General features: G+C 65.9%; 16 protein-coding genes. 5 read left to right on the top strand and 11 right to left on the bottom strand.

Annotated elements, in window-relative coordinates; genetic code table 11:
* Window positions 1-91 precede the first annotated feature (91 nt).
* Window positions 92-538 (top strand): GatB/YqeY domain-containing protein, encoded by a 447-nt coding sequence (locus tag AC13F7_RS15120; RefSeq protein WP_123731364.1) that lies wholly within the window; start codon window positions 92-94, stop codon window positions 536-538.
* A gap of 69 nt (window positions 539-607) precedes the next feature.
* Here AC13F7_RS15120 and AC13F7_RS15115 read toward each other — a convergent pair whose 3' ends face one another.
* Entirely contained in the window at window positions 608-1,543 is a 936-nt protein-coding gene (locus tag AC13F7_RS15115) for a hypothetical protein (RefSeq protein ID WP_483001825.1), read from the bottom strand.
* Window positions 1,544-1,689: 146 nt separating this feature from the next.
* Between AC13F7_RS15115 and AC13F7_RS15110 the strand changes: the two genes are divergently transcribed.
* The 3 genes from AC13F7_RS15110 to AC13F7_RS15100 all read left to right on the top strand — a co-directional run bounded on the left by AC13F7_RS15110 (window position 1,690) and on the right by AC13F7_RS15100 (window position 5,497).
* Complete coding sequence (locus AC13F7_RS15110; RefSeq protein ID WP_483001823.1) at window positions 1,690-2,604, top strand: YihY/virulence factor BrkB family protein; 915 nt, start codon at window positions 1,690-1,692, stop codon at window positions 2,602-2,604.
* Between the two features lie 63 nt (window positions 2,605-2,667).
* Window positions 2,668-4,398 carry a DNA primase gene (dnaG, locus tag AC13F7_RS15105; protein ID WP_481470694.1) on the top strand — a complete coding sequence of 577 codons (1,731 nt, stop codon included), beginning with the start codon at window positions 2,668-2,670 and terminating at the stop codon, window positions 4,396-4,398.
* Between the two features lie 100 nt (window positions 4,399-4,498).
* Entirely contained in the window at window positions 4,499-5,497 is a 999-nt protein-coding gene (locus AC13F7_RS15100; protein ID WP_483001821.1) for a bile acid:sodium symporter family protein, read from the top strand.
* A 51-nt stretch (window positions 5,498-5,548) separates the two neighbouring features.
* On the opposite strand, the gene AC13F7_RS15095 is transcribed toward AC13F7_RS15100, so the two are convergent.
* The 6 genes from AC13F7_RS15095 to AC13F7_RS15070 form a co-directional block, all read right to left on the bottom strand.
* Entirely contained in the window at window positions 5,549-6,289 is a 741-nt protein-coding gene (locus AC13F7_RS15095; RefSeq protein WP_483001819.1) for a hypothetical protein, read from the bottom strand.
* Window positions 6,290-6,457: 168 nt separating this feature from the next.
* Entirely contained in the window at window positions 6,458-7,276 is an 819-nt protein-coding gene (locus AC13F7_RS15090; RefSeq protein ID WP_483001817.1) for a calcium-binding protein, read from the bottom strand.
* 59 nt (window positions 7,277-7,335) lie between these two features.
* A complete protein-coding gene (gene cyoE, locus AC13F7_RS15085) occupies window positions 7,336-8,229 on the bottom strand; it encodes a heme o synthase (RefSeq protein WP_483001815.1) in 894 nt (297 codons plus the stop codon).
* A gap of 4 nt (window positions 8,230-8,233) precedes the next feature.
* A complete protein-coding gene (locus AC13F7_RS15080) occupies window positions 8,234-9,445 on the bottom strand; it encodes a COX15/CtaA family protein (protein WP_483001813.1) in 1,212 nt (403 codons plus the stop codon).
* An 11-nt stretch (window positions 9,446-9,456) separates the two neighbouring features.
* Entirely contained in the window at window positions 9,457-10,032 is a 576-nt protein-coding gene (locus AC13F7_RS15075; RefSeq protein WP_102788907.1) for a hypothetical protein, read from the bottom strand.
* Complete coding sequence (locus AC13F7_RS15070; RefSeq protein WP_483001811.1) at window positions 10,029-10,793, bottom strand: SURF1 family protein; 765 nt, start codon at window positions 10,791-10,793, stop codon at window positions 10,029-10,031. The genes AC13F7_RS15075 and AC13F7_RS15070 overlap by 4 nt, the downstream gene beginning before the upstream one ends.
* Before the next feature lie 57 nt (window positions 10,794-10,850).
* On the opposite strand from AC13F7_RS15070, the gene AC13F7_RS15065 reads away from it, so the two are divergent.
* Complete coding sequence (locus AC13F7_RS15065) at window positions 10,851-11,069, top strand: twin transmembrane helix small protein (RefSeq protein ID WP_019185993.1); 219 nt, start codon at window positions 10,851-10,853, stop codon at window positions 11,067-11,069.
* A 40-nt stretch (window positions 11,070-11,109) separates the two neighbouring features.
* Here the strand turns inward: AC13F7_RS15065 and AC13F7_RS15060 are convergent, their stop codons facing one another.
* Genes AC13F7_RS15060 through ctaD form a run of 4 tightly spaced genes read right to left on the bottom strand, consistent with a single transcriptional unit; the run spans window position 11,110 to window position 14,346 of the window.
* A complete protein-coding gene (locus AC13F7_RS15060) occupies window positions 11,110-11,985 on the bottom strand; it encodes a cytochrome c oxidase subunit 3 (protein ID WP_123731374.1) in 876 nt (291 codons plus the stop codon).
* A 20-nt stretch (window positions 11,986-12,005) separates the two neighbouring features.
* Complete coding sequence (locus AC13F7_RS15055) at window positions 12,006-12,596, bottom strand: cytochrome c oxidase assembly protein (protein WP_483001809.1); 591 nt, start codon at window positions 12,594-12,596, stop codon at window positions 12,006-12,008.
* On the bottom strand, window positions 12,593-12,727 hold the full coding sequence (locus AC13F7_RS15050; RefSeq protein WP_346492618.1) for a hypothetical protein: 135 nt from the start codon (window positions 12,725-12,727) through the stop codon (window positions 12,593-12,595). Before AC13F7_RS15050 ends, AC13F7_RS15055 begins: the two co-directional genes overlap by 4 nt.
* A gap of 8 nt (window positions 12,728-12,735) precedes the next feature.
* Entirely contained in the window at window positions 12,736-14,346 is a 1,611-nt protein-coding gene (gene ctaD, locus AC13F7_RS15045) for a cytochrome c oxidase subunit I (protein WP_019185997.1), read from the bottom strand.
* Between the last annotated feature and the right edge of the window lie 42 nt (window positions 14,347-14,388).

The following is a 14,388-nucleotide window of genomic DNA, read 5'->3' as shown; positions in this document are numbered from 1 at the left end:
GCCGAAGCCGGAACGCGCAAGCGTTACCGGCTTTTTGCGTTCCAGCGCTTCGGCGCCCCGCTTTCCTTTTCCACCGACACGAGGTGTTCCCATGAGCCTGAAGCAGCAGCTCACCGATGACATGAAGGCCGCCATGAAGGCCGGCGAGAAGCACCGCCTGGGCGTGATCCGCCTGATGAACGCCGCGATCAAGCAGCGCGAAGTCGATGAGCGCATCGAGCTGGACGACGCCGCCGTGCTCGCCGTGCTGGAAAAGATGGTCAAGCAGCGCAAGGACTCGGTCACCCAGTTCGAAGCCGCCAACCGTGAAGACCTGGCCGTGATCGAGCGCGATGAAATCGTGGTGATCGACCAGTACCTGCCGGCCAAGCTGGGCGAGGCCGAGATCGTGGCCGCCATCCAGGCCGCCATCGCCGAAACCGGCGCGACCACCCCGGCCGACATCGGCAAGCTGATGGGTGCGCTTAAGCCGCGCCTGGCCGGTCAGGCCGACATGGGCCTGGTCTCCAAGCTGGTCAAGCAGCAGTTGGCCGGCTGAACCCCGCCGCCACGCCGCAGTGAAAAGGCCCGCATGTCGCGGGCCTTTTCCGTTTCAGCAGGTCCGTTGTTACGTGGCCTGGCGACAGTTGCGCAGCGTCATCGAGCTTTCCTCGATCGAACTGATCTCACCTTCCAGCTTGGCCCAGTCGCGCTCGCGCAGCATGGTGAAGTTGGCGGCCTGGTCCGACGCGAATTCGCAGCGGATGGTGTAGTTGTTGTTGTTGTACGTGTCGTTCTGGCGGACCCGCAGCAGGCCACGGGTCGGCGTGACCAGGTAGTTGATCGAGCCGATGTCACCGGGCTTGGTCGAATACGTGCTCGGATTGACCGTATAGATCTGGCCATCGATCTGATAGCGCCGCCCCACGTAGGTTGCGTACAGCGGCAGGAAGGTGGCCGAACGGTCGCCCTTGTCTTCCTTGTTCGTGTTGGTCCCCAGCATCAGATCCTTGAAGGCGCCGGCACTGCGGTACAGCGCCATCGTGTCCTTCACTTCCTTGCCCATCTTCTTGGACAGATCCGGGGCCGCCACTGCCTCGATGGCCGGCATCGGGTACTGGGTGCGTCCGGCTGCGGCAATCGCATCGCCTTGGCTGCCCGCCTTGAGTTTGTCCAGCATCCCGCACATCGACTGCTTGGCCGCCGCCGGCTCGATCGACTGACCGCGCGCCAGCTTGGTCGCCAGCGTGACGCGACCGGTGCGATCGGCGGTACCCACCAGGACCAACGGGACGCGCAGCCCTGTGCGCTGGATCAGGTACTGGTCGCCGGTATCGCCCTCCACCAGCTGCCCCGCGACTTCGAACTTGTCATCGCCGCCGATCTTGCGCAGCTGGTCCAGTGCGCTCTGCACCTTCAGGCCCGGCACGGTGACATCGGCCATGTACAGCGCACCGTTGCGTGCATCCCCTACCGTCTTGAAGGCCTTGTCGCAGGCCCCGGAAGCCGCCGCCGGGCCCGCAGCGGCCAACAGCACCATCGTCGTGTAGACCATTCCTTTCATGAAGCGTCCTTTCTGCTGTGAAGGTGGAAAACCGGGCGAAAGGATAGCGCGATATCCGTCAAGACCATGGCCTGATCGGCCCACTTCACCCGATGCAGCCCGGGCATTTGCTAGAACGGGCCCTCGTTCCCGATCCGATGCCGTCCATGCACACGCCGAGCCATTCCCTCTCCAGGATCCGCAAGCACATGGCGCGGCTGGAGCAGAGCTTCCCCGCCGTGCTGCTGCGCCGTTTCATCGATGCGGACGTGATGACACAGGCCGCTGCGCTGGCGTTCTATGCACTGCTGTCGATGGCCCCGCTGCTGGTCCTGCTGCTGTGGCTGACCGCCTCGCTGTATCCGCCGGCGCAGGAAGCGCTGCTGGGCCAGATCAACGATGTGGCCGGCACCAGCGCCGCCTCGGTGGCGGAGACCGTACTCAGCAACGCCAACAACCAGCCGGACATCGGCACGCTCGCCGGCGTGTGGAGCACCCTGCTGCTGTTCATTGGTGCCACGGCGGTATTCGCCCAGCTGCAGAACGCCCTGAACCTGATCTTCAACACCAGCGGCGAGCGCCTGGATGGCATCGTGGCCTGGTTGCGCAAGCGCGTGTTTTCGTTTGGCGTGGTGCTGGCGCTGGGCTTCCTGCTGATCCTCTCGATGACCGCCACCACCATGCTGCAGGTCGTGTTCGCGCACCTGCCCTCGGTGCTGCCGGCGATCGGCTATCTGACCAGCCTGGCGCTGTACACCGTGGGCTTCGCCTTCCTCTACCACTACCTGCCCGACCGCCGCGTGGCGTGGCGCCAGGCCTTCATCGGCGGGGCGATCACCTCGGCCCTGTTCGCACTGGGGCGTTATGGCATCGGCCTGTACATCGCCACCGTCGCACCGGGCAGCGCGTATGGCTCGATGGGCGCGCTGGTGATCTCGCTGGTGTGGATCTACTACGCCACCGTGGTGTTCTTCGTTGGTGCACTGATGACCTCGGTGATCGATGAGCGCCTGCGCGCCCATGCCGTGCTCGCCGAGGCTGGGGTGGAGCCACCAAAACCGGGCGAACCGGCCGACAGCTAGTAGACTAGCGGCACCCCCGCTTCCGCGCGTGGCCGTGACCGGCCATGCCCCCGCCTGCTGCCCATGGCCCGTATCCCCGACGCATTCATCGACGACCTGCTGGCCCGCTCCGACATTGTCGAGGTGGTGGGCAGCCGTGTGCCGTTGAAGCGCCAAGGCAAGGAATACGCGGCGCGCTGCCCGTTCCATGACGAGCGCTCGGCCTCGTTCACGGTCTCGCCGACCAAGCAGTTCTATCACTGCTTCGGCTGCGGCGCGCACGGCACGGCGATCAGCTTCCTGATGAATTACGACCGCCTCGAGTTTCTCGACGCGGTCGATGAGCTGGCCAAGCGCGTGGGCATGGAAGTGCCGCGCGATACCCAGCCGCGCACCGCCCAGCAGCAGGACGACAGCCGCGATCTGTACTCGGCACTGGACGCGGCCACGCGCTTCTTCCAGACCGCACTGAAGGGCAGCGACAAGGCGCGCGCCTATCTGGATCAGCGCGGTGTCGATGACGAAAACCGCGAGCGCTTCGCCATTGGCTACGCACCGGATGGCTACAGCGCGCTGAAGGATGCACTGGGCAAGGACGAGCGGCGGATGAAGCTGCTCGATCGCGCCGGACTGTTCTCCAAGAATGATCGCGGCCACGTCTACGACAAGTTCCGCGACCGGGTCATGTTCCCGATCTTCGACCGCCGTGGCCGCGTGATCGCCTACGGCGGCCGGGTCATGGAGAAGGACGACGGCCCGAAATACCTCAACTCGCCCGAGACGGCGCTGTTCCACAAGGGCCGCGAGCTGTACGGCCTGTGGCAGGTGCGCCAGGCCAACCAGAAGATCGAGCGGCTGATCGTGGTCGAGGGCTACATGGACGTGGTCTCGCTGTTCCAGTTCGGCGTTACCCAGGCGGTGGCGACGCTGGGCACGGCGACCACGCCGGACCATGCCGAGCTGCTGTTCCGCAACGCGCCGGACGTGTTCTTCTGCTTCGATGGCGATGCCGCCGGCCGTCGCGCCGGCTGGCGTGCGCTGGAGTCGGTGCTGCCGCGCATGAAGGACGGCCGCCAGGCCTTCTTCCTGTTCCTGCCCGATGGCGAAGACCCGGACACCATCGTGCGCAAGGAAGGCCGCGAGGGCTTCGATGCCCGCCTTCAGCAGGCTACGCCGCTGTCGCAGTTCTTCTTCGACGAGCTCACCCGTGAGGTCAACATGGGCACGCTCGACGGCAAGGCGCGCCTGGCCGAACGGGCCAAGCCGATGCTGGCGCAGATTCCCGATGGCGCCTTCGGCGACCTGATGAAGCAGCAGCTGACCACCCTGACCGGCCTGGGCGCCAAGCCCAGCGCGTCCGCGCCGCCCTCACGCCAACCGCAGCGCGCGGTGGCACCGGCACAGCGCCGCAGCCTGGTGCGCGCGGCCATCGCGATCCTGCTTCAGCAGCCCTCGCTGGCGATGACCCTGGACGGCCATCACTTCACCGGCCTGCGCCTGCCCGGCATCGAGCTGCTGAGCGAGCTGCTGACGCTGGTCGAGCAGCGCCCGGACATCAGTACCGGCGCGCTGCTGGAGCACTTCGACGGCCGCGAGGAACAGGAATCGCTGCACAAGCTGGCCGCGCAGACCCTGCCCGGCGATGAGGCCATGTGGACCCAGGAACTGCATGACGCCGTGGCCCAGCTGGAGAAACAGCTGCTGATGCAACGTCTGGACGAGCTTCAGGCAAAGCAGAGCCAGCAGGGTCTGGACGATACTGACAAGTACGAGCTGCGCGAACTGCTCAAGGCGCGCAGTACCCTCCGCTTCTGACCGACGGAGCCGCCGTGGCATCCCACCTCGCCCGTCCCGCTGCAGCGATGCCATCTTCGCTCCCCCGCTCACTTCCCTGCTCTACAGGAGCCTGCCCACCATGACCCGCTGGTGGTCGCGCCTGCGACCGGACAACTTCACCCTCGCTTTGCTCTGCACCGTGCTGCTGGCGTCCTTCCTGCCGATGCACGGCGCCGCCGCGATGGTGCTCGACGATGTCACCGACGTCGCCATCGCCGCGCTGTTCTTCCTGCACGGCGCGCGCCTGCCGCGTGAATCGATCGTCGCCGGCCTGCTGCACTGGCGCCTGCACCTGACCATCCTGGCCTGTACGTTCGTGATGTTCCCGCTGCTGGGGCTGATGTTCAAACCGCTGGATGGCTGGCTGCTCACGCCCGAGCTGTACATCGGCGTGCTGTTCCTGTGCGCGCTGCCGTCCACGGTGCAGTCCTCGATTGCCTTCACCTCGATCGCCCGCGGCAACGTCCCGGCGGCGGTGTGCAGCGCCTCGCTGTCGAGCATCCTGGGCGTGTTCCTGACCCCGCTCCTGCTGGCCCTGCTGGCCGGCACCGAAGGCGGCATGCACAACCCCGGCCAGGCCATCGTCAGCATCATGCTGCAGCTGCTGGTGCCGTTCGTGGCCGGCCATCTGCTGCGCCCGTGGATCGCCCGCTGGGTCGAGCGGCAGCGCGCGCTGCTGCGCTATACCGACCAGGCCACCATCCTGCTGGTGGTCTACTCCGCCTTCGGCGAAGCGGTCAACGAAGGGCTGTGGAGCAAGACGCCGCTGTTGTCGCTGCTCAGCGTGGCGGTGGTGGCGGCCGTGCTGCTCGGCATCGCGATGCCGCTGATCCGCTTCCTCGCGCGCCGGCTGGGCTTCAACCGCGAGGATGAAATCACCATCCTGTTCTGCGGCTCGAAGAAGAGCCTGGCCACCGGCGTGCCGATCGCCAAGGTCCTGTTCGCCGGCGGCAGCCTCGGTGCGATCGTGCTGCCGATCATGATCTACCACCAGATCCAGCTGATCGTCTGCGCGGTGATCGCGCAGCGGTATGCGCGTGATCCGGTGGTGGCGGTGAAGGGTGACGGAGGTAGTTGAGCGAGCTCCACTACCTCCATCCGGCTGACAATCGTTCCAGTCTGTTCAAATTCAATCGGTGATTGCTGCAGCGATCTCCTGCAGCACGCGTGCCTTGCGCTCCACGTTACTGTCGCCGGTTGCGGTCAGCGTGTACGCCTTGTCTCCAGCCGCCCACGACAACACCACGCGACCACGTCCCTGGCCATCAACATTCATGTCGATCTGTGCGGGAGAACCGTTGACGGCGGTGTTCTGGGCGTCGGCAATGACCTCGATAAGGGTGCCGGCCACCCGGAAGTTCTCTTCATTGAACGCGACGATGCCCACGTCGCTCAACCGATAGAACCGCGTCAGACCGGTGGATTTCACACCCTCCAACGCACCACTGGGCTCCATGCCGATCATCTCCGCGACACCGAGCACCGTGCCCAGGAGGTTGGTCGGCGGACTCGGCAAGCGTCGGCGGAGAATCGCTTCCGATCGCTTCACCCTGGGTAGGCCGGCGATGACCTCCGCTTGTGATGCGATGGTCCCGTCAGGCACCCGGACTGGACCGCCGCGGTTGCGTTCAATCTGCCCGCGCAACTGATGTTTCACTGCCTCCGGCGCATCCAGCTCCGACAAGGGAACTACGCGAAGGACCCCAACTGCAGGCACGGACCCTGCCCCCGGCACATCGTCGTTGGCTGCCGCCTGCATTGTGCGCTCATGCAGCCACCGGCCGACCGCATCCGCGGTATCAGGCCCGGTGAACGGCAACGCGACGGATGCGAGCATCGCAAACAGGGTGAAAGGCGAAAGTGTATTCACGACGATCATCACTCAGCAGGACGACGGCCGCACCTTCCGACTATGGGAGGCCGGTCCGCGACCGATGTATACGTCTCCGGCGGCTCAAGGAAGTGAGCTGTTGATCCAGCTTTTCAACTTGGATGCGTTCCTGACGCAACGTCGCGGAACATCCCCATCCGCGAGCGGCTACTTCACCCACCGCGCCACGCTGAAGCGCGGTAGCCAGAGCTGCAGATCGTATGACCGGTCTGAGCCCGTTTTCTGCAGCGGCGAAGGCCCGGTATATGCCGGCAGTGATCGCGCGCCGCATTGCCGATGCTGCGTGCAGCCCCACGCCTCGCCGCTGCGCGCGTCCACCCGGATTGCGTACGGCTGCAGATCAAGCAGCAAGGCCGTCATCGGCGGCCATGGCAGCCCCTCGGGCTGAGTGCGCATCGCATGCACATTGCCCGTCAATACCAGCAGCCGTCCATGGGAGGGCAGAATTGCGTAATGTGCGCGCAGAGCGCTCGCCATTGCCGCATCGCGCGCACCGGTACCAGCCATTTCCGGCGGGAGCTCCTGATCGAACCCAAAGACCTGTACATCGCGGCCCTGCGCACGCAGGACCCGAACCGCCTCGATCAGCGAGAGCGTGTCTTCATTGCGGCGACCGTCGTGCGGTTTACCGGCGGTGCGCCAGTAGGAGGTAGTGCGCAACGCTTGGCGGGCTGCGGCGTTACCGTTGGAGGCCAGATAGGTGGTCAACCGGGCGTTCTCGGTGGCCGGCAGTTCCAGCCCCAGATGCACCGGTGCCCCCTGCGCGCCATAGGCCCGGACCAGTTCGTGCACGAGCTGCGGCATCTCACGCGTACCGTGTAGTTCGCCAAGGACCACGAGTTGGCTTGCGCCCGCATGCCGCTTGATCTGCTCGGCCGCATCCTCCGCGGGCGCTGCCGCTGCCGCATTCGCCGCACCCATCGCCATCCCGATCACCCACCCTGCCATCCAGCGCCATCGCTTCATACCGTCACTCCCTGTTCGGTAGACAAGCAATGGCGGCGGCGATCACCGATTCAAGGCGGTCACTGCAACCAGGGCAGCATCCAGTGGTCCACCATCAGGAAGGCGAACAGCGCCATCAGGTAGACGATGGAGTAGCCGAACATCTTCATCGAGAACAGTTCATCCGGCGGATTCAGCATGCGCCAGGCGTACCAGAGGAAGACCGCGTTGAGCACGATCGCGCCGCCGAGGTAGAACATGCCGCTCATGCCGAACACGACCGGCAGGAGGCTGACGATGGCCAGGGCGATCGAATAGACCAGGATCGACTTGCGGGTGTACGCCACGCCGTGGGTCACCGGCAGCATCGGGATTTCCGCCTTGGCGTAATCCTCGCGGCGGAAGATCGCCAGCGCCCAGAAGTGCGGCGGGGTCCAGATGAAGATGATCAGCACCAGCAACGACGCGTAGGCCCAGTCCCACGGGCCCTGCATGCCGGTGATCGCCGCCCAGCCGAGCATCGGCGGAGTGGCGCCGGCGAGGCCGCCGATGACGATGTTCTGCGAGGTCGCGCGCTTGAGGTACACGGTGTAGATCACCGCGTACCCGATCAGCGAGGCGAAGGTCAGCACGGCGGTGATCACGTTGACCCAGACCACCAGGATGGTCATCGACAGCGCGATCAGCAGGCCGGCGAACACCAGTACCTGCCACGGCTTGACCTTGCCCACCACCAGCGGGCGCCACGAGGTGCGCGCCATCTGCGCATCGATGCGCGCGTCCAGTAGCTGGTTGATCGCGGCGGCGGCCGAGGCGGCCAACCAGATGCCGAGGAAGCCGAGGGCGCCGTCCAGCGCCTGCTGCGCGGTCGGCACCCCGGGGATGGCCAGGAACATGCCCACCAGCGCGGTGAACACGATCAGGGCGACGACCTTGGGCTTGGTCAGATCCCAGTACTGACGGTAACTGGCCATGCCGTCAGTCCGCCTGCACGGCAGGGGAGGCAGCGCTGGCCTTGCCACCCTCGGCATCCGGCGCACGCAGGCGCGCCAGCAAGGTCACCAGCACGAACAGCAGCGCCACCGCGCCCCCGCTGTGCGCGACGGCCACTTCCAGCGGCACCGCGAGCTTCACGTTGAGGATGCCCAGGGTGATCTGCAGCACCACCAGCAGACCCAGGGCACTCGCCCAGCCGCGCATGCTCGGCAGCCGGAACAGGCGCACCGACAGCCACAGCAGGTAGACGGCGACCACGATCGCCATCACGCGATGCGCCATCTGGATCGCGATACGCGAGGCGCCATCGAGCACGCCCCCTTCGTAATCCACGCCGATGCCACGCCACAGGGTGAAGCCTTCCTTGAAGTCATGCGGCGGCCACCACTGGCTGACACAGCGCGGGAAGTTGTCCAGCGAGGCGCTGCCGCCACCGCAGGCGAGTGCAGCGTAGTTGGCGCTGACCCAGCCGCCGAGCGCGATCTGTGCGACCAGCACGCCCACGCCGGCGCGGATCAGCCACTTCAGCTTCGGCGCTTCGGCCAGGGTGATCGGCATGTGCGTGGCGCGCCACGCCATCCATACCAGCAGGCCGAACATGAGCATGCCGCCGAGCAGATGGCCCATGACCACGATCGGCTTGAGCAGCCAGGTCACCGTCCACATGCCGAGCAGCGCCTGGAAGATCACCACCGCCAGTGTCAGCAAGGCGGCACGTGCCAGGTCGATGTTGGTCCAGCGCAACGCGGCGATCAGCAGGATCGCTTCGCCGATCAAGGCGATGATGCTCGCGGGAACGTGCATGCCCATCATGTACAGCGGTATGCCGGTCGCCACCAGCACACAGGCGGTGATCACCGCCGTGCTGCCCCAGCGACGGCGGCGCGTAGCCAGCAGCGCCAGGGTGAGGATTTCGATGCCGAGCGCACCGGCCAGGAAACGGTGCACCTGCTCACGCCACGCCTTGTGCGTTTCCAGCGGGCGGATCTTGGCCGCTTCGTGGCCGATCACTTCCTCGGCGTGCTGCGGCCAGGTGACACGGCCATAGCAGGTCGGCCAGTCCGGGCAGCTCAGGCCCGCATCGGACAGGCGCACGAACGAACCGAACATGATCGTGCTGGCGGTCATGATCAGCGCAAACCACGCCAGACGGTGGAAATTGCGGTGCAGCACCGGGCGTGCGGAGAGGCTCATCTAAACGGAACTCACTTCAGTTTCAGCAGCGTGGCCAGGTCTTTGCGCAGACCGGCCATATCGAATCCCGGCGCGTACCGCATGATCACGAATCCATTGGGATCGATCACATACACAGGCGTGCCGGCGGCGTCATCCACGGCGGGCAAAGCGGCACGCAGGTCCGGTTGGGCGCGCAGCGCGCGCAGTGCGGGCATGCCCTGGACCTCGGCCGGCGGCGTGCCCAGCCACAGGATCTCGACATTATCGGCGTTATGGCCGAACAGCTGCCACACCTTGCCCAATCCCTGCGACAAAGTGACGCACTCGCTGGTACAGCTGGCAGACGGGGCCACCAGGATCCGCCAGGTGCGATCGTTGGGGTTCCACGGGTAGGGCTGACCATCGGCCAGGGTGGGCGGCAGCGCGCGCAGATCGGCCGGCGGCTGCAGCAGCTGCCCGGTATTGCGGTGTGAGGTCGGCTGCCAGCCGGAGAAGCGCAGCACGCCCGCCAGCGCCATGGCGCCGAAGAACACGCCGAACAACGCGATCAGGGTCCAGCGGCCGCGTGAGCGGGACGGCAGCCGGGCCGGGGAAGTGGCATTCATGGGCGGCATTTTCTCATGTTGTGCCGGTCAGCGCCGGGGGTGCCACGCCGGCGGCGATGGCGACGGAATTCCAGGACCAGCGCGACCACCAGCACGGTCAACGCCAGCCCGAACCATTGCACGGCGTAGCCCAGATGGCGACTGGGCGGTAGCGTATTGGGCAGCAGCTCCAGATCGCGCGGGTAACCGCCTGGCAGCGCCGGATCCAGCCGCAGCACGCGCGCGGCAAGGCTGCCCGTCGGCAGTGACAGCGCGCGGGCCATGTCGTCGGGTGGCATCCGGCTGGCCAGCCATACGTTCGCCTGTGGCGCGGGCGACAGCGCCGGCCCCAGGGCAAGGCCGGTGGCCGGCGGCGGCGCCAGCAGGCCGCTGATGGCCGCGTGATCGGTGCGCGGGGTGATCGGCGGGATCACACGGTCGGGCGGCATCGGCAGCCAGCCCAGATCGACCAGCACCCGCGCGCCGTCGTCACTCTGGAACGGCTGATAGACCTTGATCCCGGCCCGGCCTTCGCGGGTCTGGTTGTCGAGCAGCAGCGTACCGGGCAGGAAGCGGCCGCGGTCCTCCACCCAGCGCAGCACCGGCGGTGCGGCCAGCGCTTGGCGCAGGGTGAGTGACTGCGCACGGGCCGGCACCTGCTGGGCGAGCAGCGCTTCTTTTTCATGCATGCGCTGCAGTTGCCACCGGCCAAGCTGGCAGAACGCGAGGATGACCAGTACCGCGGCGATCCAGCCGATCAGGCGTGTGTGCTTGCGCATCATGACAACGCCGGCAAAACGCGGTGATATAGGCGCACCCGCCACGCCATCGAGCCGCGCATGAATGATTCGTTGAAGACCCTGCTGGTAATCGCGTTTCTGATCGTCATCGTCTGGAATCTGGGCGCCGGGCTGTATTACCTGCTGGTCGATCGCGGCCAGACCAAGCGCACCGTCAATGCCCTCACCCGCCGCATCGCGGTATCGGTGGCGCTGATCGTGCTGGTGGTCATCGGCATCTACAGCGGTTGGATCAAGCCCCACGGCATCGGCGGCTGAGGCCGCACCGGCGTCGATGCGGCAGGACGTCGCACCGACGCTACAGCACGTAGACGAACAGGAACAGCATCAACCACACCACGTCGACGAAGTGCCAGTACCACGCGGCGGCTTCGAAACCGAAGTGGTTGTCGCGGGTGAAATGCCCTTTCGACGAGCGCAGCCACATCACCGCCAGCATGATCGTGCCGAGCAGCACGTGCGCACCGTGGAAGCCGGTGAGCATGAAGAAGGTCGAGCCGTAGATGCCCGAGCCCAGGGTGAGGTTGAGTTCCTTGTAGGCGTGGATGTACTCCTCCACCTGCAGGGTCAGGAACCCCACGCCGAGCAGCACGGTGATGCCCAGCCAGACCAGCAGCTGGCGGCGGTGACCGGCCTTGAGCGCGTGATGCGCGATGGTCAGGGTGACGCCGGAGGTGAGCAGGATCAGCGTATTGATCAGCGGCAGGCCCCAGGCCGGAATGGTCTGGAAGTGCCCACCGATCGCGCCGGGGCCGTTGGTCGGCCACGCCGCCGAATACCCGTCCCACAGCAATTCGTTGGTCATCACCCCATCGCCGGCGCCGCCCAGCCACGGCAGGCCCAGATTGCGGGTGTAGAACAGCGCGCCGAAGAACGCGCCGAAGAACATCACTTCGGAGAAGATGAACCACACCATCCCCATCCGGAACGAGCCATCCACCTGGCGGTTGTAGCTGCCGGCCTGCGATTCGCGCACCACGTCGCTGAACCACCAGAACAGGGTCAGCACCAGCATTGCGATGCCGGTGTAGAAGGTCCATTTGCCCCAGCTGGAATCATTGAGCCAGCTGGCCACGCCGACCATGGTCACCATCATCGCAATGGAACCGATGAACGGCCATTTGCTGTGCGTGGGCACGAAGTACACGTTCGCATCGGGGCTTTGCTGGGCCATGGTCTTGGGTCCGGTCCGGATCAGGGAGCTGCACGCGCGCCGGTCGGCAGGCTGGCCGGAGCCAGCTGCGCAGACAAAGCGTCGTTCTTGTAGAAGGTGTAGGACAGGGTGATCGTGGTGATGTTGGCCGGCAGGTCGGGATCGACGATGAAACGCACCGGCATGTCGCGCTTTTCACCGGCCTGCAGGGTCTGCGCGGTGAAGCAGAAGCACTCGGTCTTGCTGAAATAGCCCGACGCCTTGGCCGGGGCCACCGACGGCACCGCACTGCCGACCAGCGCACGATCGCTGTCGTTACGCGCGTAATACAGCGCCTCGTTGAGCTCGCCGGGCACCACGTCCATCGTCAGCTGTTCGGGATGGAACGCCCACGGCAGCTTGGAATTCACCCCGCCATCGAACTCGACCCGCACCGTGCGCTTGCCGGTGGCGGCTGCAGCCCCTGCCGCCGCGCCGGGGCCACGCTCCAGGCGCACGCCGAACACCTTCTCGCAGGCGATGCGGTACAGCGGCACCAGCGAGAAGGTCAGCACGAACACCGCCAGCGCCACCCCGATCAGGCGGGGCAGTCCCGCATGACGTGCGGGCGGGGCCGGGCGCGGATCGCTCATCGCCCGATCACCCCGCTGAGGATGAAACCCGCATAGACCATCAGCGCGACGATGCCGACCGCCCACGCGGTGCGGTGCGCGCGGCGACGTTGCAGGGCCTGCTCATCCGGCGTGCGGGTCGTGCTGGTCATGAGCGGCCTCAATGGGTGATGTCGTCATGGGCCAGATCACCCGGACGGATGGTCGGCGGCGTGGTGAAGGTATGCGCCGGTGCGGGCGAGGGAATCGTCCACTCCAGGCCACGTGCGCCTTCCCAGCAGCGGTCGGCGGCCTTCGCGCCGTGGCGCAGCGAGTGCCACAGGATCGCGGCCATCATGAAGGGCGTGACGAACATGCCGAATGCACCGATCGAGCTGATCAGGTTCCAGTCCGCGAAGGCCACGCTGTAATCGGGAATACGCCGCGGCATGCCGGCCAGGCCGAGGAAATGCTGCGGGAAGAACAGCAGGTTCACGAACACGATCGACCACCAGAAATGCACCTTGGCCCAGGTTTCGCTGTACATGCGCCCGGTCCACTTCGGCCACCAGTAGTACACCGCGGCGATCAGCCCGAACACGGCGCCGGTGACCAGCACGTAGTGGAAGTGCGCGACCACGAAGTAGGTGTCGTGGTACTGGAAGTCGGCCACCACGATCGCCAGCATCAGGCCGGAGAAGCCGCCGATGGTGAACAGGATCACGAAGGCCACCGCCCACAGCATCGGGGCTTCGAAAGTGAGCGAGCCGCGCCACATGGTGCTGACCCAGTTGAACACCTTCACCCCGGTCGGGATGGAGATGAGCATCGTGGCGAACATGAAGTAGATCTCGCCGCCCAGCGGCATGCCCACGGTGAACATGTGGTGGGCCCAGACGATGAAGGACAGGAAGGCGATCGCGGCGATCGCGTAGACCATGGCCTGGTAGCCGAACAGCGGCTTGCGGCTGAATGTCGGGATGATCTCGCTGACCACGCCGAACGCCGGCAGGATCATGATGTAGACCTCCGGGTGCCCGAAGAACCAGAAGATGTGCTGGTACATCACCGGGTCACCGCCACCGGCGGCGTTGAAGAAGCTGGTGCCGAAGAACTTGTCGGTGAGCAGCATCGTCACCGCGCCGGCCAGCACCGGCATCACCGCGATCAGCAGGAAGGCGGTGATCAGCCAGGCCCAGCAGAAGATCGGCATCTTCAGCAGATCGATGCCGGGCGCGCGCATGTTGAGCACGGTGGCGATGATGTTGATCGCGCCCATGATCGAGCTGATGCCGGCCACGTGGATGGCGAACACGCTGAAGGCGACGTTGTAACCACCCTGCAGCGACAGCGGCGGGTACAGCGTCCAGCCACCGGCCGGCGCGCCGCCAGGCAGGAACAGGGTCAGCAGCAGCAGGCTGAAGGCCACCGGCAGCAGCCAGAACGACCAGTTGTTCATGCGCGGCAGCGCCATGTCCGGCGCGCCGATCTGCAGCGGGATCATCCAGTTGGCCAGGCCGACGAAGGCCGGCATCACGCCACCGAAGATCATCACCAGCGCATGCACGGTGGTCATCTGGTTGAAGAACTCGGGCTTGACGAACTGCAGGCCCGGTTGCGCCAGCTCGGCGCGGATGATCACGCTCATCGCCGCACCGATGATGAACATGATGAAGCTGAAAAGCAGGTAGAGCGTGCCGATGTCCTTGTGGTTGGTCGAGAAGAACCAACGCTCGAAGAACCCCTGCTGATGCCCGTGATGCCCGTCGTGGTCAACTGCGGAATGCGCCATCGCAACTACACCTCACTGTATCCGGTGGTACCCGCATCCGCC

Source organism: Stenotrophomonas sp. K-6 (genome assembly GCF_056861555.1).
The sequence above is the reverse complement of the archived record's forward strand: the minus strand, read 5'-3'. Positions and strand labels throughout refer to the sequence as shown.